This is a genomic window from Clostridium sp. UBA1056, from assembly GCA_002316385.1.
Classification (GTDB): Bacteria; Bacillota; Clostridia; order Clostridiales; family Clostridiaceae; genus Clostridium_J.
Genome location: DCDL01000063.1, coordinates 1 through 21,455, shown reverse-complemented (window position 1 = coordinate 21,455; position 21,455 = coordinate 1). Strand labels below are relative to the sequence as shown.

Here is a 21,455-nt window from a genome sequence, read left to right as displayed (position 1 = left end):
TAAATAATTTAATCAGAGCTTAAAATTAAGTTATTGATTAGATATTTCTTGCTACTTCATATGCATCCCATATAGCGTACATTATGTTTTGAACTTTATTTGCATCACCAATCATTCTAATATTAGTGTGTAAGAATTTAATTTCATTATATAGTGAATTTTCTGAGTTATACCCAATTGCAACAATTGCTGAATCAGCTTTAATTATTTCTTGAGATTCTTTACATTCAATTACAAAGCCTTCTTCTGTTGCTTTTATTATTTTAGATCCACATTTTACATTAATCTTCTTGAAAGCTACTAAATCTTTTAACATATCGTGGTTTGCATGGCATAATGGACCACCAACTTGTAATATATCATCCGCCATTTCAACAATAGTTACATCTTTACCCATGTCTTTTAGCCATAGAGCAGTTTCACATCCTACAAGGCCTCCACCAATTACTATAGTAGAGTTTCCAGCATCTTTTTTCTTAAGTAACACTTCTTCTACAGTATATACATTTTCTGTTCCTTCAATAGTTAATCTTCTTGGAGTAGATCCTGTAGCTACTATAACTGTATCTGCATCAGTTGCTTTAATTATCTCTTTTGTGACAGTTGTATTGTATTTTACTTTTACGCCAAGCTTTTCTAATTGTAGTTTATACCATTCAACAAGTGCTATATCATCTTCCTTAAAACCTGGAGCTCCTGCTGCTACTAGATTTCCACCTAATCTGTCACATTTTTCAACAACTTCTACTTCGTGTCCTCTTATTGCAGCTACTCTTGCAGCTTCACATCCTGCAACTCCGCCTCCAATAACAAGTACTTTTTTCTTTTCATCAGCTTTTCTAAGTTCTAATTCTTTTTCTCTACAGCATGCTGGATTAACTGCACATGTTATATTTGCAAAATTCTGCAACCTTCCCATACATCCTTCCTGACAAGATAAACACGGACGAACATTCTTATAGTCATCTGCTAATATTTTATTAGGAATTTCAGCATCTGCAAGTAATGGTCTTGCAAGTCCAATCATATCTGTCTTTCCTGATAATATAGCATCACTTGCTAATTCAGGATCCTCCATTCTTCCTGCTGTAATTATTGGAACATCTACTGTATTCTTAAGAATTTCATTATATGGTAAGTATAATCCCTTTTCTTGATACATTGGTGGATGACTCCAGTACCATGAATCATATGATCCAACATCTGCATTTAACGTATCATATCCTGCAGCAACTAATATCTTAGCCGCTTCTATTCCTTCTGGAATATCTCTTCCCATTTCTTCGAATTCTTCACCTGGTAGACCACCCTTACACCAGTCTTTTATGAAACTCTTAATGCTATATCTTAAAGATACTGGATAATTTTCTCCACATCTTTTCTTTATTTCTTGAACTATTTCACAAGCAAAACGTAATCTATTTTCTAAGCTTCCACCATATTCATCTGTTCTGTTGTTAAAGAATGAAATTGCAAACTGATCAAGTAAATATCCTTCGTGAACAGCATGTATTTCTATACCATCAAAACCAGCCTTTTTAGCTATTTCTGCTGATTCTCCAAATTTTCTAACATATTCTTTTACTTCTTCAGTTGTAAGTTCACGACATACTACATCCTTTAAAAATCTATGTGGAATTGCAGATGGTCCAACTGCTGTTTTACCAACAATTGATGGAATACTTACACGTCCAAATCCAGCTGATAACTGTAAAAATATCTTTGATCCATAAGCATGAACACGTTCAGTCATACTCTTTCCTCTGGTTATAAAGTTAAGAGGATTTAAAGTCGGACATGGCATAGAAGGTAATGCACATTTTTCAATGTCATTTTCAACCATAGTAACACCTGTCATTATTAAACCTGTACCACCTTTAGCACGTTCAACATAGAACTCTTCACCTTTTTCATTAAAACTTCCATCTGGATTACATAATCCCCCTGGCCCCATTGGTGCTAAAACAAATCTATTTTTTATTTCTAAGTTACCTATTTTAATTGGTTCAAATAAAACTTTGTATTTTTCCTTTATCATAAGACATCCTTCTTTCTCTAAAATAATTTTATGATTGGCAATACGTCCATCTAAAAATCATTATAGAACATAAAGGAACTTTAACTTCAATAGTTATTGTGATAATTTTATCAAATAATTTATTTTATAGGTATCCATAATTCTATATAAGTATGTAATTTAGCTGGTTTCTCAACATCTACAAGAAGAATTTTTCCAACCATATCTCCTATAATTTCAAATCCTCTAGATTTTGCATACTCCTCCGCCCTTTTAAAGGTTATTTCAGGATTAGTTGTTAATTCATCATCAACAATTTGAATTGTATGAAGGCATGAAGTACCTTTTAAACTTTTTATATGCAAATCCACAGAAATGTTAAACTTCTCTATATGCTTGTCTAAAACCATATATCCAAAATTGCATATATTACTATCTCTATGCTTAATTACACCTAGCTGTACTATTGGCATTGCTTTAACGCACTGTCGAACCATATTTTGAGCTCGTCTATTTCTAGAAATCCATCCACACTCATCATCATATAACATTAATATTTCTGGAGATTTAACAAACTCATATTTATCAAGCAGTTCATTAATAATGCGTATGCTTTTTAAATTTTCTTCTATTGAGTCTGCAAGCTCTTTATAATACCTACTTTTTTCTTCTGCCTTTTTTTTATATTCTTCCATCCTATCCTTAGTAGACGAATAGCTGCTTTCTTCTCCATTAAACTGCTTAACAATAGCCTTCATAGGCATTTCCATATTTTTATACTTTGTATAAGATAATAGACGAAACACATCTACTACATTATAATATCTCCATCCATTTTTTTCTTTACTTACCTTAATCAAATTTTCTTTTTCAAAAAAATGAATTGCACTTGTTGTTATTCCCAATATATTTGATAAATCCTTAACACTATATTTCATTTCTATCCTCCAAAACCTAAAGTAGCTTTAGCCTTTATTTAAAATTAATATATATGTTTTTCTGAATTAATTAAATAAACCCTTTACTTTTTGCATTTATAATTCATATTCTTCAAAAATACCATTATTTTTTCTAAATATTCTATTTATTAGAATATCATACTACTTAAATTGTCGCTAGTTTTTAACATTCTTTTTTGCAGTAGAACAAAAATTCCTTCTTAATAAAGAAAATTTCCTTCTAATAAAAGAGACCATCACTAAATTTTTAATAATTTAATGATAGTCTCTTTAGATATTTATAAATATTAGAACTTATGAACTTTTTATATTGTACTTTCAAGATATATTTTTAATAATTTTATTTTATATGTTTATATGTATTATTTTGTAATAGAAAAAACCTACAACAACACATTTCCATATTGTCGTGGGTTTATGGTGAATTCAAGGGATTACCTTTAAATTTCACCAATAATATAAAATTATTTATTTTTTAAAAGTTGCCTCTATCTCTCCCAATTTACCTTCTAAAGGATTTCCTACAGCTGCAAAAGTCCATTTACTATTTTCTAATACTAAATCAGCAAAATGGAACACTCTACAGCCCTTTCCGTCTTCAGTAATACTATACTTACATAAAACAGTGTTAGTTTCAGAATTAACTAATCTTACATAAGCACCCTTTACTTGAGAAAAATCTTTTTTAGAAAAAGGATTAAATGAAAATATATTAACATAAAATGATATCTTCACTGCTGATTTTGAAATCTTAGAAAAATCAACAAAAATTATCTCATCGTCTCCATCCCCATCTCCAGTTAAATTATCTCCATTTAATCTAATGCCTGTACCTTTTAAATTAGTAAAACAAACATGTTCTATCAATTTATCGTTGCTATCAAATACATAAGCATTTGTATCTAAATCCATTTTAGTGTCCCAACCTAACCCTACTTGTAACATTCTTAAGTCCGAGCTTTTTTTTGATAAATCAAGTGTCATTCCTTTTGTTAAATCTAGCATAATTATTTCCCCCTTGTTATTATTAGTTTATCATATAATAATGTACATACAAATAAATCTGTATAAAGTAATGCTTTTATTTTACATTTAGTGCCGTATTAAATAATCCAGCACCTTTTAGTTTTGATATCATCAAGTTTAAAAGCAAGCCTAGCATAACTTGATACCTTCTCCTGGTCCTCTAAATAAATATCAATAAATTCATAGTATAAATAATCCTTTATCTCTGATATAAATATTTTCTTTATATTTTCTTTATATTGTCATTTATATTTTAAATAAAAAACCACGAAAATCTTATACTTTAATTTTCGTGGTTTTTATGGTGGAGGCGAGGCATAGAAAGCAATGTGATTCTTGATTCAAAAATTTTTCTACATTATCTACTAAACCTATTTTATTGTGTGTATTATCTATAATTTCTTTTTTTGGCTGGACGAATACTCTGTTCAAAGTGGAATATATTTTCCGGATCGTATTTTCTTTTAATTCGCATAAGTTCCTGATAATTGGTACCATAATATGCACATGTCCAGTCTTTAATAAAGATATCAGGCCAATTGACGTAGGTTCCTTTCACATATTTTAACATGGCCCGTCTGAGTCTTTCTACCCAAAGGATGTTCGGATTTTTTTCATTATCAACTTTCCAGCTTGTTATATATTGCATGATATAGCTTGCTTTACGATGAAAATAGGCTGTTCCATCTGGAGGAATCTCCCTGACTGCTCCTCCCAAGCTCTGAAATTGAATCGAGTTATCTTTATTTGGGGAAATCTCCATATAACAAAGTAGGGTGTCGATCGCCTCATCAGGTAACCTATGGTACACAAAAGCCCCAGTATTTTTGAACTTATGAGGACCCTGTCCACCATCAAACTTTATTACTGCTTCAATATATGGTATTGTTTGAACTTCAATCTGAATAGGATTGCCGGCAGCAATTAATGGTTTTAGTAAGTGCCTCAGCTGGTTTTCATTTCCTAAAAACTCGCCGGCTGAAGAAATACGACCATACTTTTTGGTGAATATCTCTAGAATTGATGTCAATCGTTCATCAATAAACGGAGCCCAATCCTGCCATGTCTTGATGACTTCTCTAGCATCCGACCAATCCCACGTAATATTATAAACTGCAACATTTGAAATAGGATGAACCTTAAAAATAAATGAAGTTACTATCCCAAAGTTTCCACCCCCACCTCCGCAGGAAGCCCATAAAAGATCGGAATTAATGTATCGGTCAGCGTATACTACTTCCCCTTTTGCATTGATCATCTGAACTGCCATCAAGCTATCACAAAGCATACCCATCTTTCTTGTAAGCATGCCAAATCCTCCTCCCAGAGTAATCCCAGCAATGCCAACTGTTGGGCACGTTCCTCCCGGGATAGTAACACCCTCATCCCATAAGGTCTTGTAAATCGGAAGCAGGGTAGCTCCAGCTTCTATAGTTACCTCCATGTTCCCTTTCTCAAGAATTACTTTATCCATTTCGCTTACATCTATGACAATTCCATTATTCAATACTGAAAAAGCTTCATAACTGTGCCCTCCACAGCGGGCACGTATTGGAACAAGGTTCTCTCTTGCCCATTTAACTGCATTAATTACATCCTGAATTTCTTGGCAAAAAACAATAACGCAAGGATACTTTGCAAATCTCGTATTATAATCCATTCGGGCATTATCATAACTTGGATCATCCGGGAAAACAATTCGACCAGTAAGTTCCGTCATTTTGCCCTTACCTCCTTACAACTTTTTTTATTCATTATTATATAATATATGACTTCAATTTTAATTTTGATAACAATTTTAAAGTCAGTGTAAATACGTTTCCAAGTGCACACCCCATATCTTGGGAAATATCACCTACAAATGTAAGAGAACATATGTAAAAAGTTCATTTCTAAATATAGAATATATTAAAATAAAAAACCACGACATCACTGTCGTGGTTTTCATTGGTGGAGATGATACGTGACCTTTAAAATCCACCATCATCAATATTTTATATAGCTACTTCACCATGTGCTGATGAAGACATTTCCTTAATATTACTATATAACTTTTTAAATACGAATCTGATAAATCTAATATAGGCTCATACATAAATGAATTTATATGTATATTCTCTGGAGTCATTAAATTTACTTGTTCTAAAATTTTCATTTCACTAAACCTGCTATATTCCTCTTTGAATAACTTAAGTAATCCGTAAGTTTAATTACTACGAACTCTCCCTCATTAAATCTATTACTGAATATCCTACTGCTGATTTAGTAAGAAGTTCATTTGTTACTATTTTAAAGGTATATCTGCTTTTGGTCATTTTTAACTTCTTTTTTACAGCCTGCAGTTCTGTTAACAAAATTTATTTATCGGCTGATATCAACATTTTTATTGAATGCTTTTCCCCAAATTTCTAGCTTCCACTAAACTTGACTTTCCTTTAATTTCCCCTTTTTTCATAACTCCCGACTGAGTGACTATCCCTCTATCCTTCCATCCCATGTATTTTATAGTTGCATTGTAATGACTGATAGTAGGCTCCACCGCAGCGGTATCAGTATCCCCATAGACTGCAATTAGCGCTGCATCCGTTATGGGCATAGCTTTTGCAGTGCTAACATACATTCTGTCAAGTGCTGATTTTAATTGCGCTGTCATGCCATGCCAGTAAATAGGACTTGCCAATACTAACATATCAGTATGATACAAGGCAGAATATAACTCTCTCATATCATCTTTTTGTACACACTCCCCAAGATGAGTAAAACAATATTTGCAATCCATACATCCATTAATTTTCATTCTGCCAACATTAAACTTTGTAACTATATTTCCACTACTTTCGGCACCTTCAATGAATGCATCTACTAAAATTTCTGTGTTGCCATCTTTTCTTGGGCTACCATTAATTATAACTATGTTTTTAGGCATTATTAATTTCTCCTTCTCCATTTTCGTTTATTTGAGAATTGCTTTTTTACTATAATGCTACCATTTATCATAATGGACTCTTTCAGCTTTAAACCTATCTATAAATAGATTTTCTTGTTTGTCTGGATAACCAATCGCAATTAATGCAAAGGGTTTAATGTTTGATTGAAGTCCATACATTTCCCTTATATAATTTATAGCAGAATCCACAGAAGAAACACTCATCCACACTGCTCCAAGCTCCAAATATACAGCTTCTAATAAAATGTTTTGCGCTGCTGCACTCATATCCGATTTCCAATCTGGCTCAAATCTAAAATAATTACTATTGGCTACCAAAATTATAGTTAGCGCTGAACTCTCAATCGGTTTTGCATCTGGCATAGACTTAGATAGTTTTTGTAAAGATTCTCTATCTTCAATTACGATGAACTCCCACGGCTGTTGATTTAATGCAGAGGGAGCCTGCATCGCCACTCTCAACAATTTGTCTACTTTTTCTTTCTCTACTGTTAAACTCTTGAATTTTCTAATACTCCTGCGATTAAATATTTCTCGCACGCTAATACCTCCTATTTTGGGTTTTCGTAAATATCACTATCTTAATTAAGCGTTGTATTTAGCTTTCGATATCTGCTATTATAATACCATGTCATTTTCAATCAGTGAAATTGATTATTTCTATTATTATAATCAATAAATTAGATAAGAGGGGTTAGTCTTATGGATATGCGATTAATTACATCATTTGTAACGGTAGCCGCACTACACAACTTTACAAAAGCCGCAGAGCAGCTTGGGTATGCTCAATCATCTGTTACATCTCAAATTCAGCTTTTGGAGAAAGAACTGGGAATAAAGTTATTTGATAGATTAGGTAAAAAAATCTGCCTTACACCAGAAGGTGAACAATTTCTGAAGGATGCAAGAATGCTTCTTTTTTCATGGGAAAAGGCAAAAGGTTCGTTATCTTTGCTAAAATCTCCACACGGGGTTTTGACGATTGGTGCTAATGAATCCGTCTGTTCTGTCAAGCTACCCAAACTATTAGCAGAATATCGCAAACGGTACCCAGGTGTTGAATTTCATATAAAAATCGGCTCCACTGACGAACTAGAGCTATGGATTAAAGAAAATGAAATTGATGTAGCAGTACTATTAGACATGCCTTGGCATGTCCCAGAACTAACAGTAAAAGTACAACAAGAGGCAGAGCTAGGACTTTTAGTCTCGCCTACTCATCCTTTAAATTGTATGGAAAACATACTTCCTAAAGATATTTCAAATTATCCACTGCTTTTAGTATCTCACAGCAGTTGTTGGAAAAATATTTTTAAAGCCGTTATGGAAGAAGTGCATGAACCATTTAAAGTTATGTTGGAAACAGCAAGTATTTCCGACCTTAAACAATTTGCTATATTAGGTTTTGGGATAGCGATTATACCTTTATATTCCGTAAATACAGAAGTAGCCTCTAAACAATTATCTGTTCTTCCCTGGGCAGGAAAGGAATTGAAATTGTTAGTTCAAGTAGTACATCATAGAGATAAATGGATTTCTCCTTCGATAGATGCATTTTTAGAAATATGCGCAAACGTTGAATGGTGATGTATTATATAATTACCTTTCGCGATGTGTGTATCGGCATTTTGTGGAAAAGAAGTATAACCATCTCCACATGTGTAGAGTGCTGACCGTAGATAAGTTCAAATATAAAAGATGTAGTGAAATTTACCTAATGAAAAATAATATTATTCATAAAATTAGGCTTACCATTAAAAGTAAGCCACTTTTCCATTTAATAATTATGATGTTAAATAAGAATGGTGCGAATTAGTTCAACTCTATACTTCAATCATTTTGTATTGTTTTCTACTGCTGCTACTGCTTCAATTTCCACCAATTGATTTGTATATCCTAATACTGTGACTCCAGATAAGGTGCTTGGAACATCATGATTACCAAACTTTTTTCTTATTGTCTCCCATGCAGTTACCAAATCTGACTGATTGTGAGATGCTACAAGAACTCTGGTATATACTATGTCTTCCAAAGTAGCCCCACAGTCCTTCAGTGCTTCCTTCAAATTCTCTACACAAAGTTTTGCCTGAAGCTCATAATCACTCAAGCTGGGTACTTCTCCATTTTTATTAATAGGACATGCCCCCGCCAAAAATAATAAGTCCATTCCTGAAGGTATACGTCCAGCATAAGCATAATCTACTGGAGCTAAATTTGTAGAATGAATTAATGATATTTTTTTTTTCACTTTGATTCTCTCCTTTTGTTCTAATATCTACGAGAAGAATTACAAATTCATTTTTTAAATGAATTTTATGTTCAATATCATTTTAAAGCTTCTACATTTTTTAAGAAAGATAATAATCATTTCTATATCATCTTTTACACAAAAGCTACCACACATTACAATAGTGGTAGCTTTAACCTAATTATCTTTTTTATATACAATTTTCTTAATACTACTATCTGAAAGAAAGAATTCTTCAGCCAGATTGCTAATTGATTTCCCACCTATATATTGGTTTAGTATCTTTGCATTTCTGGCTTTTATATAATCTCGGCTTTTAGATTTTTCACCCCATCTTTTTCTCTTTTCAGGAATGGAAGGGATGTATACATATTCACCTTGGATATACTTTTGAATTTCTTTAACTAAATCATCTGGTAATATTCTATCAATTCTTACATATTTCATAAAGCTCACTTCCTTAAATTTATTATTTAATTAAGGAAACAAAGCCTGTATATGTATGAATTTATTTATCAAGAGCGACTAAATATCTATCCCTGTGCAATTGCCGCCCAAACTCATACCTACAGACTTTGCACAGAGCATTTTAAGCATTTTTCTATCCATGAGATTAATATTCATGATATCACACTCCTTATTTGTATTAAATCAATTATATTCTTTATTAAGAGGATACGCAATTTTTCTTCCCTATCTTTATTTTGTACACAGACTTGTACATTAATTTTAAATAGCCTATTAATAAGTATGCCAATCCCTGTTATTGTACCTAAGAAATTATTTATTTCTTTAATGGCCCTTATAATTCCTTTTTCATTCAGCGAAGAATATATATCAAATTTAATGAATTAGACAGACTAAAAGAAAAAATTATTGACTTAAAAGAACTTACCCCAGAAATCTTAAATAGATTTGTGGAACATATAGAAGTTAAAGCAGATGGAACTCCCAAAATCTTTTATAGATTCTCGGAGTCATCCATCTATTTTTCAGCTTTTTTTAGCAACACACAGCACTCCACATGCATACTATGGGAACATATAACAAACTTCTTCTTAAACAAAAAGAGAGTGTAAAATTATATACACTCTCCATAAATCTAATTTAATAGCCTTAAAACAAAATAAGCACGCTGTGAAATCGACTAACACCAATTCAAGGCTTTGGGTTATCTGCTTTTGTTCTAAGGATTGCTTAGTGTTGACGCACTAAGCTTTTCTTACTTTAATAAATATTTTAACGCCTCAAGACTAACTACTGGTCTTAAGAGCTGCATTCTTTTCACTTCTTCATATTCAACCCCTGCAATACCATTTTGAAGTAATGATGTACCATATCCCATTTCTTTTGCTCCATTATGAGAGAATAATACACAATACTCTGCTGCAAATCCGCTTATAACAACAAATTCGACTCCAAGTTCTTGAAGCTTATCATGAAGCTCTGTCTTAAAAAATGCATTATTATACTCTTTATGTATAACAATATCACTTGGATCAGTAATAATAGAATCAACAAATTCAAACTTCTCAGAACCAGGACCTTCTGCCACTTCTATATCCAATACTCTAACAACAGGCAATCCTTTTTCTCTAAACATACGTGCTGTCTCATTTATATACTCTACTGCATCATCAAATTCTCTTTGGCATTTACAAAAGTCGTAACATCCTTTTTGCATATCAATTATTAGAAAAGCTGCTTTCATTCTTATACACCCCTTTAAATATCTAGTGTAGTACACCCTTCACTAGCTTATTTTACCATCTTTGTACATAGACTACATTTAATAAATATATACCATTTAATTATAATACATTTCATATTAATAATCCCAACTTTTTGAAAAATAAAACCCGCCTAATAATCCTTACGAGGAGCTTCACCAAGCTTTCTAAAAGCTCTCTTGCCTAAATACAGTTAAGTTTTTATTTGCTATCATCTATAGCTTTCAATATAAAATCAGCTGCTTTCTTTGCACCTCCAGCATTTTTAAAGCTTTCTTCTAATTTATTTGCATTTTTCTTATAATTATTATTATCCATAACCTGTAATACTGCATCTTTTATATATTTGGGGTTATTACCTTTTAAAAAGATTCCAGCTCCTAAATCAGAAACTCGCTTTGCTACCATTCCTTGCTCCTCTTGCTGTGGATACAATACCATGGGAACACCATAATACAAACTTTCATTAACGCTATTCATACCACAATGAGTAATAAATACATCTGTATCTTGAAGCACTACAATTTGCTGAACACTATTTTTCACTTGAAAGTTATCTGGTATATATCCTAATTCTTCAATTACAGTATCTTTTCCAACTGACATAACTACATCAACATCACAAGTTTCAAATGCTCTTATACAGTTTTTATAAAACTTTATATTTTTATTATTTACCGTTCCCAGTGAAATATATATTTTTTCACGTTTTCTTTCCTTATATTCAACCTTCACATTTGATACTGAAGGACCTACAAATGAATATTTATCTGAAAAAGTTTCTACCATTGGTTGAAACTCCTTTGAAGTATATACAATAGTATTTGTATCATTATCATTTTCAATTATAGAAACAAAATTCTTAACATTATATCCACTTTTTCTTAGAAGCTCTATTTTCTTATTAATACGACTCATACCCAAAATCATCCGTACAATTTCATTAAAGCTTTTCTTCATCATTTTTGCTGTATACTGATTAAATGCAAAAGTTGTTGTAGAACATACATAGGTAATATTCAATTTTTCTGCAAATAACTTACCCCAAAAACATAAAGAGTCTGATACAATACAGTCTGGATTGAAGGTTTTGAGTTCTCTACAAACTTTTTCATCTAAAGCTATAGTAGTGTCAGCTATCATCTCAATTAAAGCAGAAAAATCTTTCCCAATCTTTTTCTCATCGCCAGACTGTAATTCTGGAAGATACTTATCACAACTAATAAACTTTTCACCTGCCCCTTCAATTTTTTCTTTGAATTCATCAAAAGAATAGTACCATACTTCATGACCTCTACATGCTAATTCACGGACTACTTCAATTGTAGGATTAGTATGTCCATGTGCAGGAATACAAAAAAATACTATTTTACTCATATTAGAATCATCCTCTTTCTAATCTCTCTACTTAAAAATTATTTTTCCTTTGTTGCTACTCCAATTTTTCCTACGAAATTTATAAGGTCACGTTGATGTACAATGGCTATTCCTCTATCTTCATCTCCTAATATTAATAAATTATCACCAGAGTTAATATGAAATAACTCTCTTGCTTTTTTAGGAATCACAATCTGACCACGTTCTCCAACTACAACTGACCCAAAGAAATATTTCCCCTTAGGTGGCACCACAACACCTGACTCTTCTTCTGAATGATTAACTAAATCATCTATAGTAACGCTATACAATTCTGCAAGTGCAATACAACTATTTATATCTGGAGTTGATTCTCCATTTTCCCATTTGGCTACAGCTTGTCTAGAAACATTAATCTTCTCTGCAACCTCTTCCTGTGTATATTGATTGATTTTCCTTAATCTTTTCAAATTTATACAAATCATATTTATCATACCTTTCATATTTATTATATTTTTCTTACCTTTCAATGTCTATCAACCAATATTAACATTCATGTATATATTTATATTACAAGTATAAAATCTAACCGAGAAGATAACTTAATAAATCACCAATCGAATAAGAGCTGAATAAAATAATTATTCAGCTCCTCCTTCTATTAGGGTTAAATGGTTGGATGAATCACAATAAACTTATCTCTGTTACATCTATATTACTTATAACAAAATCTCCTATATACATATATATCCTAAAAAGTTTTTCTCCTCACAATATGTCATATCATTTTTGGCTTATAGATTTATTCCTTGAGGATAGTAAAATAAGTTATATGGATCATATTTTTCTTTTACAATTTTTAGCCAAGGTACATTATTACCAAAATAATTATATAGATAATCAGGTATATTAATATCACAGTAGTTAAGATATCCAAAACCTGCATATGGAAGTAAGGCCCTTCTTAAACTATTTACCCATCTAATTGTATCATTAGCATACATACTATACTTAAGAATCCACTCGGCATCAATTTGTATTAATACTTTAGCACGTCTATGAGGATAAGCGCTAGGTAAACCTTCATTTTCTGCAATCTTTCCTCCTAATATGAGGAATCCAATGTCTATAGGTGGCTGTATAGGCGGTGGGTTATCTAAATAGTCAAACATTATTTGACAAGGTTCTTTTTCTAATGGATTATATGCAAATAATCCTGTAATCTTAAATCCTTTTGGGGTAGACACAAAACCTGGACGCTCCTGTACAGATTCCTTAAAACTAATATGCTTTGTTGTATAATTCATTTTATTAGGAACTTTTAATAAAACACTTAAAGCTTTTTCCATTTCTTTTTCTGTACTTCTTAAGCCTACTCCATATAGTTCAATAGTATCTTTAGTCATAGAAATCTTAATGGTATACCTATTATCTAACTGTTCTCCTACCTCTTGAAATGCTTGGATTACTTCATATCTACTCTTTTTAGGCCATTGAGCAGTCACTATTGTTACTTTATCAACGGGATATACTTTAAAAGTAAGTGACACTACTACTCCAAAATTATTACTGCCTGCTCCTCTTAATGCAGCAAATAAATCTTGATTTTCATATAAATTAGCAGTTATTATCCTACCGAAAGCATCTACTATTTGTGCTTCTACTAGATTATCGCATACTAACCCATATTCCCTTTGTAGATAGCCAACTCCTCCTCCTAATGTAATTCCTGCAACCCCGATAGATTGACAGCTTCCTCCAACAAATGCAAATCCATATTCAGTTACCTTAGGATGAAGTTGTTCTTGCCTATATCCTGACCCTATTCTTACATAACCTCCGCTCGTATCTATTTCAAAATCAAGCAAATTAGAAACATCTATCACAACAGCATCATTTGCCACAGAAAATGATTCATAGTTATGACCACCACTTCTACAACGTACATTTAATCCTTGTTTTCTTGCCCAATTTACTGCATTAACTACATCTGTTATATTATTAGGATATACAATTACCCTTGGGTAGTAACTAAAATATAGATTTGCATTTCTACGAACAATATCATAAATTCTATCTTCTTTAGTTATAACAAGCCCTGTTAACCCCTCTATCATATTGATTTCCTCCAACCTTATTAGCTATATATTATGGCATTATATGTAATGTTATAATATATGTTAATAACTTAGGAGCTGTTCTTAGTATATTTTTCTCCACAAAATTTTAGTCTAAACATCATAGAAGAGCATAAAAAATCTCATCTAGTTATTTTAGCTTTAACCACTAAACATAAAGTTTTTTCTAAATTTACTTAGGATACTACGAAATATGTATCAATATACGCTATCATTTGATCTCCTAAAGTAAGATAATAATATACAGGTATCAGATATGTTGAATGAAATAATTTTTTTGCATCAGCTCTATTGTCTTCTAATGCTCTTACCAAGTTTTGCTGTTGTCTTAGACTTATAATAAAACTCTCAGCTACAAATAAAATTTGTTCTGCAAAGAATACATCTGAAAAAGAATCTTTATATGTAATTTTATGATTTTCTAAATTTTTTCTAATAACATTAAATTGTTGTATATAATTCTCTAAATCTTTATCGATAGCTTTTAATTCTTCAGGTGTTAAGTTGGCATTTATATTAATAGTACTTAAATTTGCTCTTATCCTTTTTATATCTTGAAAGTTTTTAACAATTTCTTCTTTGCCCTTTAAATCCTGTACTTTTGGTCCATATGGTGCCTCTGGACTTATTGTTGGCTGTGCCTGTGCTATATTAGTTATAGTTAGTATTATAAGTACCATGAATATTATTAAACGACTTACTTTTCTTCTCATCATTAATTACACTCCTTTTAGAAATCATTATACTAAATTATTTAATAAATCTATTTAAATAAATTTCATATATATATCTTTGGTTATTTTAAGTATTTTATTCTCATAAAAATTAATATAAAATTTCCCATTTTATATTTTCTCGGTTGCGGTAGATGCGTTAGTTACCTAACGCACCCAGCACAGAATCCCGGCGTGCGGAATTACCGCACCGGGCTCTTCAAATATATTCACTTCCATAAAACCTTAATGGTATACCTATTATCTAAATGTTCCCCTACCTCTTGAAATGCTTGATGAATTTAATATTATCCTCCAGGACCATTTTATGTAAAAAAGATGGTCACTGCTAATTTGCAATAACCATCCGTAAAATCTTTTTAATCTATCTTTTGAAATTAATTTTTATACTTAGTGACTTAAATATCTAAACTCTATACTAGTTAAGAGCAATGCACCAGCAAAGTCATTATTAACTGCAATACGAGCAACGCTCAACAATGCAAAATCTTCTGCTCTAATAATATCGTCTAAATCGAACTCTAAAACATAATGATTATATTGAAAATTACCTGGTGAGTTTTGAATTGGAATATTGCCACTATTATTAACTACTATATTAGCTGCATTTACTACCCCATTAGCTCTAGTGAATAATGATGAAAGTCTAATTGCAAACCTATTTCCAACTGGTGTATTTGAATTATCCGTTAATAAATGAACAAATACTTTAGCTTCTTGACGTTTATTAACAGCATCTTTTGGCACACTAAAAGTTAATGAATACTCATCTGTATCACCTTGAGGTAAAAGCCATCCCAATATTCTAATACTAGAATCAGCTCTTCCAAGTGGTACAGTATCAGGTATACTCTCCGTACCATCATTAATTGTTCCTGCATTGAATATTAAGGATTCGAATTCTAGTGATTCTTTATCATAACAATAATCTGGCATATTGATTAAAACTTAAAGGGAGTCTCATTTCTTGACTCCCTTTAAGTTTACTCTACAGATTTTAGTGCATCAATCATATTTACATTTTTTAATTTTATATGCATCATTATCATAACTAATATGGCAAAAAACATTGTAATTAAGCCAGAGATTACATAACTACTAATATCTACAGTTGGTATCATCATCATATTATCCATTTCTGCTGTGCTCACTAAAAATACATATAATATTTTACCCATAAATGAGCCTGCAAGTATTCCTAGTATTGTTAGTATTATATTTTCTCTAAATATATACATTGCAACTTCATTATCATAAAAACCTAGTACCTTTATTGTAGATATCTCTCTTATACGTTCAGATACATTTATATTTATTAAGTTGTATAATACAACAAATGCTAAACTTCCTGAAGCCACTATTATTACTATCATAACTAAACCTAAATCAGCAGATTCACTTAAACTTCTTATTTTTGAAGCAAGAGTAACATTTATTACTTTATCATTATCCATAAGAGTAGAAGATATTCTGTTATCATCTTCTCTGTCTGAATTTAACTTTAGTAATTGTGCATTATATATTGGTTCACTATTAAATATCTCTTTATAATATGATGGTGATAAATATATATAATGTCCGGCATAATTTTCTACTATATTATCTACCCTAACTTTATGAGAATTATTATCTGAATCTTTTAGAGTTATATCATCACCTACAGATGCATCTAAAACTTTTGCAAGTTTTTCATTTATAATTACTCCATTATCAGATAGCTTGTATTCATTACCGCTTTCTCTATCATTTAATAATATATATTTACCTACCTCATCTGTATTTTCTGGTACATACATAGTAGCAGTTTGCTTACTTACACCCTCTTTACTGAAAGTGACTGAATCTTGATAAATATTTAAGCTACTTTCATATCCTTTTAAGTTATTTAAACACTTATTATATTCTTCATCTTCTTTTTCAGTATTATTATCATTAAATACTACCATAGCATCATACTTCAGTAATTTACCAAATTGAATATCCATAATTGAAGAATTAGATTTTTCAAGAGCCATTCCTGCAACAAGCATAGCCATACATCCTGATATACCAAGTATTGTCATTAGCATCCTTTGCTTATATCTAAAAAGATTTCTAAATGTAACCTTCTGATTGAAGTTCAATCTTTCCCATAAAGGAGTAATTCTTTCTAACAATATCTTTTTACCAAGCTTCGGAGCTTTGGTTCTCATTAAATTAGAAGGATTTTCTCTTAATTCTTCTTTTAATACAATTAATGCTGCTCCTACTGTACAAAATATTGAAGCTACTAAAGATTGAATTATATAGGATGGATAATAGTGTATTTTAACATCTGGTAAAGTAAATGTAGATGAATAGGCTTTACTAATTATGTAAGGAAGTATGCTGCTTCCAACTACTATACCAATTACACTTCCTGCAATACTAGCTAATGCTGCGTAAATTACGAATTTCCTAGCTATTTCTAAATCTTTATATCCTAAAGCCTTTAGTGTTCCTATTTCTATTCTATTTTCCTCTACCATTCTAGTCATTGTAGTTAAGCATATAAGTGCTGCAACTAGGAAGAAAAACACAGGAAATACTGAAGCTATTTTATCTAAGCTGTCAATTGAACCTTTGTAAGTTGAGTAACCAGGATTATCATTTCTATCAAAAAAATAATATTTACTATCATCTAAATCATTTAATTTCTCTTTTTCTTTATCTATCTCTTTTCGTCCATCTATTAGCTTTTCTCTATTTTCCTTAATTTCTATTTCTCCATCAAGAAGTTTTTTCTCTGAATCATCAAGCTCCTTCTTAGCCTTATCAAGTTCTAACTGACCTTGTTTTTTGCCTTCCTCAAGATCTGTTTTACCTTTTATAAGCTTTTCTTTTTCTTGATCTAACTGTTTTTGGGCTTCTTCAAGTTTTATCTTTCCATCATTAAATCCTTTAACTTGCTCTTCATAGGCAGTTACACCTTGTTGATACTGAGTTATTCCAGCTACTAAGGTTTCTATCTTAGATTTATTTTCACTTGCACTTTTACTAGCACTTTCTACCCCTTTTGAGATATTAAGTACTAAAGAAACATTTGTTGGGTCTTCCTCTAAGCTATTTACTAAATTACTTAATTCATTTAATCCTAAACTAGGGTTAGATATAATTCCTTTCCAATACTGAACTTTTTCAATTGGAATTCTGTCACCTACTTTAAGGTTGTTTACTGTTTCTATCATATCATTGGAAAGTGCATTGTATGTTGTAATTAAACTTTCTAAACTATCTATTTGATTTTCATACTCTTTTGTGCTTTGAGTAGGATCAATTCCTTGATTTAAAAATTCTTGTTTTGCATTATCAAGTTCAATTTTAGCTGCCTGAAGTTGTTTTTCACCATCTAAAAATTGCTCTTTTTGCTTGTTAAGTTCCTTTTGTCCATTATCTAACTGCTTTTGACCTTCAGTTAATTGCAATTCCCCATCTTTAATTTCTTGCTGATACTTTTTCGCAAATTCTTCATATTGATTTTTACCATCAAGAAGTTGAATATTACCGTCATCTATTTCTTTTTGAGCATCTTCAAGCTTTCTTTCCCCATCTTCTATTTCTTTATAAGCTTTATCAAACTCTTTTTGTGCCTCTAATTTTACTTCTTCAATTCTTTCTACAGCTCTATTTGAGTATAAACTTTCAAGATATTTATTATTTTCTTCCATCTTATCTTTATACTCATCACTATATGCACCAAGTCCAGCTACATTTTTAAATCTTACATATATTTCAGTATATACATCCATTGATATGTCACTACTATTTAATATTGCAAAGTAGTCTACACTTCCTTTTCCAACAGTAGTTGTTCCTCTAGACATATTCTCTATATACATAGGACTTTGTACAAATCCAACAATCTTAAAAGTTTTCTTATTAAAATATTCATCTAATTCTTCATCAGATTCTATGGTATATGTATCCCCTATCTTTAGGTTTTTATTTTCCTTTAAAGCATTTTCATCTAAAGATATCTCACCACTATTTTCAGGTAATCTCCCTTTTGTAACAATAAGATCATTTATATTAGTAGAGTCCTTTGGATTATATTCCATAAACTTAACAACACTATTTATATTAGTTAAATTTACATCTATACTACGTGCTCCATAGTAATCTAAAATTTTATCGTTATTTTCAAGTAACTTTAAATCATTTTCATTAAGACCTATACTAGATATTATCTTGCTATCCATTAGATTTTGCTTTCTAAAAAATTCATTTATGGACTCTTTTAAGTCTGGTCCACTTGATTTAATTCCAGAGTAAAAGGCAACTCCTAAAAAGATTATAGCTAATATAGAAATAAACCTTGCTTTTGAAGCTAATATTTCTCTTATTATTGATTTTTTATATGCTCTATTTTCCATCTCTTACCCTCTACCACTCTATGGCTTCAACTGAAACAGGATTTTTATTTACTTCTATACTTGTAACCTTGGCATCCTTAATTTTTATAACTCTATTTGCAATTGGTGCAAGAGCTGAATTATGGGTTATAACAACTACTGTTGTACCTGTATTTTTGCATGTTTCTTGTAATGTCTTTAAAATTTGCTTTCCTGTTTTATAGTCAAGGGCACCAGTTGGCTCATCACATAGAAGCAATTTAGGATTTTTGGCTATAGCTCTTGCTATAGACACTCTTTGCTGTTCTCCTCCTGATAATTGAGATGGAAAATTACTTTTTCTATGACCAAGGCCAACTAACTCAAGAGTTTTATCAACATCTAAAGCATCCTTTGAAATTTGTGTAGCCAGTTCCACGTTTTCTTTTGCAGTTAAATTTTGAACTAAATTATAGAATTGAAATACAAACCCCACATCATATCTTCTGTAATTTGTAAGCTGTCTATTGTTAAACTTAGATATATCAACGTTATCAATAATTATCTTACCTTCATCACAAGTATCCATTCCTCCAAGTATATTGAGCACAGTTGTTTTACCTGCACCACTTGGCCCTAGAATAATAGCAAACTCCCCCTTTTCTATTGAGAAGTTAATACCATTATTTGCCGCAATAGTAGTTTCTCCAACCTTGTACCTTTTATATTCGTCTCTTATCTCTATGTATGCCATCTTGACCTCCCTTATCTATACTGTCTTTAAATACTCAATGTTATTAAATAGACACCTTGTTTGGTTAATGCTATAATACTAAGTATAAATAATATATCAACTAGTTACAATAATCACATATTTTTATAGTGTTATTAAATATACATTTCAGTTATTTTTGTTTATTTAATAACATATGCTTGAAAATTGTTTTAGCAAATATAGTAAATATTTTAAAAGGATGAGTTAAATGGCAGGAGTTAAAGGGAATAGAAGAATTTTATATACTAAAAAAGTAATAAAAGAAAGTTTAATTGATTTGCTTCAGCATAAGGAAATTCATGAAGTTACTGTTACTGATATCTGCAAAAAATCAGATATTAATAGAGGAACTTTTTACACTCATTATAAAGATACCTATGATCTACTTAAATCACTAGAAGATGAATTATTTAATCAAATCTTAGAATATATTGAAGAAACTCCAGTTGAAGATTATAAAGATGTTTTATTACTTAAAGCTCTTGAATTAATTCATGAAAATAAAGAATTATGCAAGATATTATTCAGTAAACAAATGAAAAACGACATTATAGATCGTATTATTTACATAGCAAGTAAATCTAAAATTGATAAGCTAGTTAGCAGTTCAAAAGTTGATGATATGTTTTTAGATTATTTTATAAAATACTCTGTAGGCGGAGTGATTTCAGTTGTTCAGGCATGGTTAGAAAATGATTTAAATGAATCTCCTAAGGAAATAGTTAACATTATAAATAATATTACCTCTTTCCATTCTTAATATTATAAATAACTAAACAAAGAAGCTAAAAAGCCAGATATGACTTAGTATCTAGCTTTTTAGCTTCTTTATTATCTTCTTATTTGCTTTTTCCTAATTGCTCTTTTACTAATTTTCCAATTTCACCATACTTACTATTTATAAGACCATAGTTGTCTTTAACATGTGGAACCATACATTCACTACAGTCTTTTATTCCATCTTCAGTAATTTTGAAATTACCTCCACATTTATCAGCTAGTGCGTAAAGTGGACAATAACAAAATAGACAATTAAATTCCTCAGGTTTATTAGTTTTGTGACAAGGGAAATATTCACATTCCTTATTTTGATGAAAAGCATAATGCTTACCTTCCCAATATTTATCTGTCATCTTTTCTCCCCCTCCCCTATCTTTCGTTCTGTTAAGTTATATG

General features: G+C 30.9%; 21 protein-coding genes. 3 read left to right on the top strand and 18 right to left on the bottom strand.

Annotated features, from left to right (window positions below):
• Window positions 1-37: 37 nt before the first annotated feature.
• From B3W71_RS18300 to B3W71_RS18270, 7 genes are all read right to left on the bottom strand, one after another.
• Window positions 38-2,035 carry an FAD-dependent oxidoreductase gene (locus B3W71_RS18300; protein ID WP_346890394.1) on the bottom strand — a complete coding sequence of 666 codons (1,998 nt, stop codon included), beginning with the start codon at window positions 2,033-2,035 and terminating at the stop codon, window positions 38-40.
• Between the two features lie 122 nt (window positions 2,036-2,157).
• A complete protein-coding gene (locus B3W71_RS18295) occupies window positions 2,158-2,955 on the bottom strand; it encodes a MerR family transcriptional regulator (RefSeq protein WP_346890368.1) in 798 nt (265 codons plus the stop codon).
• Between the two features lie 489 nt (window positions 2,956-3,444).
• A complete protein-coding gene (locus B3W71_RS18290) occupies window positions 3,445-3,981 on the bottom strand; it encodes a TerD family protein (protein WP_346890367.1) in 537 nt (178 codons plus the stop codon).
• 409 nt (window positions 3,982-4,390) lie between these two features.
• Complete coding sequence (locus B3W71_RS18285; RefSeq protein ID WP_346890366.1) at window positions 4,391-5,722, bottom strand: FAD-binding oxidoreductase; 1,332 nt, start codon at window positions 5,720-5,722, stop codon at window positions 4,391-4,393.
• 282 nt (window positions 5,723-6,004) lie between these two features.
• Window positions 6,005-6,157 (bottom strand): hypothetical protein, encoded by a 153-nt coding sequence (locus tag B3W71_RS18280; RefSeq protein ID WP_346890365.1) that lies wholly within the window; start codon window positions 6,155-6,157, stop codon window positions 6,005-6,007.
• A 228-nt stretch (window positions 6,158-6,385) separates the two neighbouring features.
• Entirely contained in the window at window positions 6,386-6,928 is a 543-nt protein-coding gene (locus B3W71_RS18275; RefSeq protein WP_346890364.1) for a flavodoxin family protein, read from the bottom strand.
• Between the two features lie 57 nt (window positions 6,929-6,985).
• The gene (locus B3W71_RS18270; protein WP_346890363.1) at window positions 6,986-7,489 is read right to left on the bottom strand and encodes a nitroreductase family protein; all 504 of its coding nucleotides are present in this window, start codon (window positions 7,487-7,489) and stop codon (window positions 6,986-6,988) included.
• A gap of 162 nt (window positions 7,490-7,651) precedes the next feature.
• On the opposite strand from B3W71_RS18270, the gene B3W71_RS18265 reads away from it, so the two are divergent.
• A complete protein-coding gene (locus B3W71_RS18265) occupies window positions 7,652-8,536 on the top strand; it encodes a LysR family transcriptional regulator (RefSeq protein WP_346890362.1) in 885 nt (294 codons plus the stop codon).
• 247 nt (window positions 8,537-8,783) lie between these two features.
• Here the strand turns inward: B3W71_RS18265 and B3W71_RS18260 are convergent, their stop codons facing one another.
• Window positions 8,784-9,197 (bottom strand): RidA family protein, encoded by a 414-nt coding sequence (locus B3W71_RS18260; protein ID WP_346890361.1) that lies wholly within the window; start codon window positions 9,195-9,197, stop codon window positions 8,784-8,786.
• Between the two features lie 177 nt (window positions 9,198-9,374).
• Window positions 9,375-9,644 (bottom strand): CD3324 family protein, encoded by a 270-nt coding sequence (locus B3W71_RS18255; RefSeq protein ID WP_346890360.1) that lies wholly within the window; start codon window positions 9,642-9,644, stop codon window positions 9,375-9,377.
• A 332-nt stretch (window positions 9,645-9,976) separates the two neighbouring features.
• Between B3W71_RS18255 and B3W71_RS19210 the strand changes: the two genes are divergently transcribed.
• Window positions 9,977-10,276 (top strand): DUF4368 domain-containing protein, encoded by a 300-nt coding sequence (locus B3W71_RS19210; protein WP_349676421.1) that lies wholly within the window; start codon window positions 9,977-9,979, stop codon window positions 10,274-10,276.
• Between the two features lie 143 nt (window positions 10,277-10,419).
• On the opposite strand, the gene B3W71_RS18250 is transcribed toward B3W71_RS19210, so the two are convergent.
• From B3W71_RS18250 to B3W71_RS18215, 8 genes are all read right to left on the bottom strand, one after another.
• A complete protein-coding gene (locus B3W71_RS18250) occupies window positions 10,420-10,908 on the bottom strand; it encodes a cysteine hydrolase family protein (RefSeq protein WP_346890359.1) in 489 nt (162 codons plus the stop codon).
• A 220-nt stretch (window positions 10,909-11,128) separates the two neighbouring features.
• Window positions 11,129-12,304, bottom strand: coding sequence for a macrolide family glycosyltransferase (locus B3W71_RS18245; RefSeq protein WP_346890358.1), 1,176 nt, complete (start codon window positions 12,302-12,304; stop codon window positions 11,129-11,131).
• Window positions 12,305-12,342: 38 nt separating this feature from the next.
• A complete protein-coding gene (locus tag B3W71_RS18240) occupies window positions 12,343-12,813 on the bottom strand; it encodes a helix-turn-helix domain-containing protein (protein ID WP_414632048.1) in 471 nt (156 codons plus the stop codon).
• 264 nt (window positions 12,814-13,077) lie between these two features.
• Window positions 13,078-14,400 carry an FAD-dependent oxidoreductase gene (locus B3W71_RS18235; RefSeq protein WP_346890357.1) on the bottom strand — a complete coding sequence of 441 codons (1,323 nt, stop codon included), beginning with the start codon at window positions 14,398-14,400 and terminating at the stop codon, window positions 13,078-13,080.
• Window positions 14,401-14,597: 197 nt separating this feature from the next.
• The gene (locus B3W71_RS18230) at window positions 14,598-15,134 is read right to left on the bottom strand and encodes a hypothetical protein (RefSeq protein ID WP_346890392.1); all 537 of its coding nucleotides are present in this window, start codon (window positions 15,132-15,134) and stop codon (window positions 14,598-14,600) included.
• Window positions 15,135-15,545: 411 nt separating this feature from the next.
• Window positions 15,546-16,091, bottom strand: a complete 546-nt coding sequence (locus tag B3W71_RS18225) for a hypothetical protein (protein WP_346890356.1) — start codon at window positions 16,089-16,091, stop codon at window positions 15,546-15,548.
• Window positions 16,092-16,138: 47 nt separating this feature from the next.
• The gene (locus B3W71_RS18220; protein WP_346890355.1) at window positions 16,139-19,546 is read right to left on the bottom strand and encodes an FtsX-like permease family protein; all 3,408 of its coding nucleotides are present in this window, start codon (window positions 19,544-19,546) and stop codon (window positions 16,139-16,141) included.
• A 10-nt stretch (window positions 19,547-19,556) separates the two neighbouring features.
• Window positions 19,557-20,258 carry an ABC transporter ATP-binding protein gene (locus tag B3W71_RS18215; protein ID WP_346890354.1) on the bottom strand — a complete coding sequence of 234 codons (702 nt, stop codon included), beginning with the start codon at window positions 20,256-20,258 and terminating at the stop codon, window positions 19,557-19,559.
• A 229-nt stretch (window positions 20,259-20,487) separates the two neighbouring features.
• Here B3W71_RS18215 and B3W71_RS18210 point away from each other — a divergent pair, with 229 nt between their 5' ends.
• Window positions 20,488-21,039, top strand: coding sequence for a TetR/AcrR family transcriptional regulator (locus tag B3W71_RS18210; protein ID WP_346890353.1), 552 nt, complete (start codon window positions 20,488-20,490; stop codon window positions 21,037-21,039).
• Between the two features lie 79 nt (window positions 21,040-21,118).
• Here the strand turns inward: B3W71_RS18210 and B3W71_RS18205 are convergent, their stop codons facing one another.
• On the bottom strand, window positions 21,119-21,412 hold the full coding sequence (locus B3W71_RS18205) for a cysteine-rich small domain-containing protein (RefSeq protein WP_346890352.1): 294 nt from the start codon (window positions 21,410-21,412) through the stop codon (window positions 21,119-21,121).
• Window positions 21,413-21,455 lie beyond the last annotated feature (43 nt).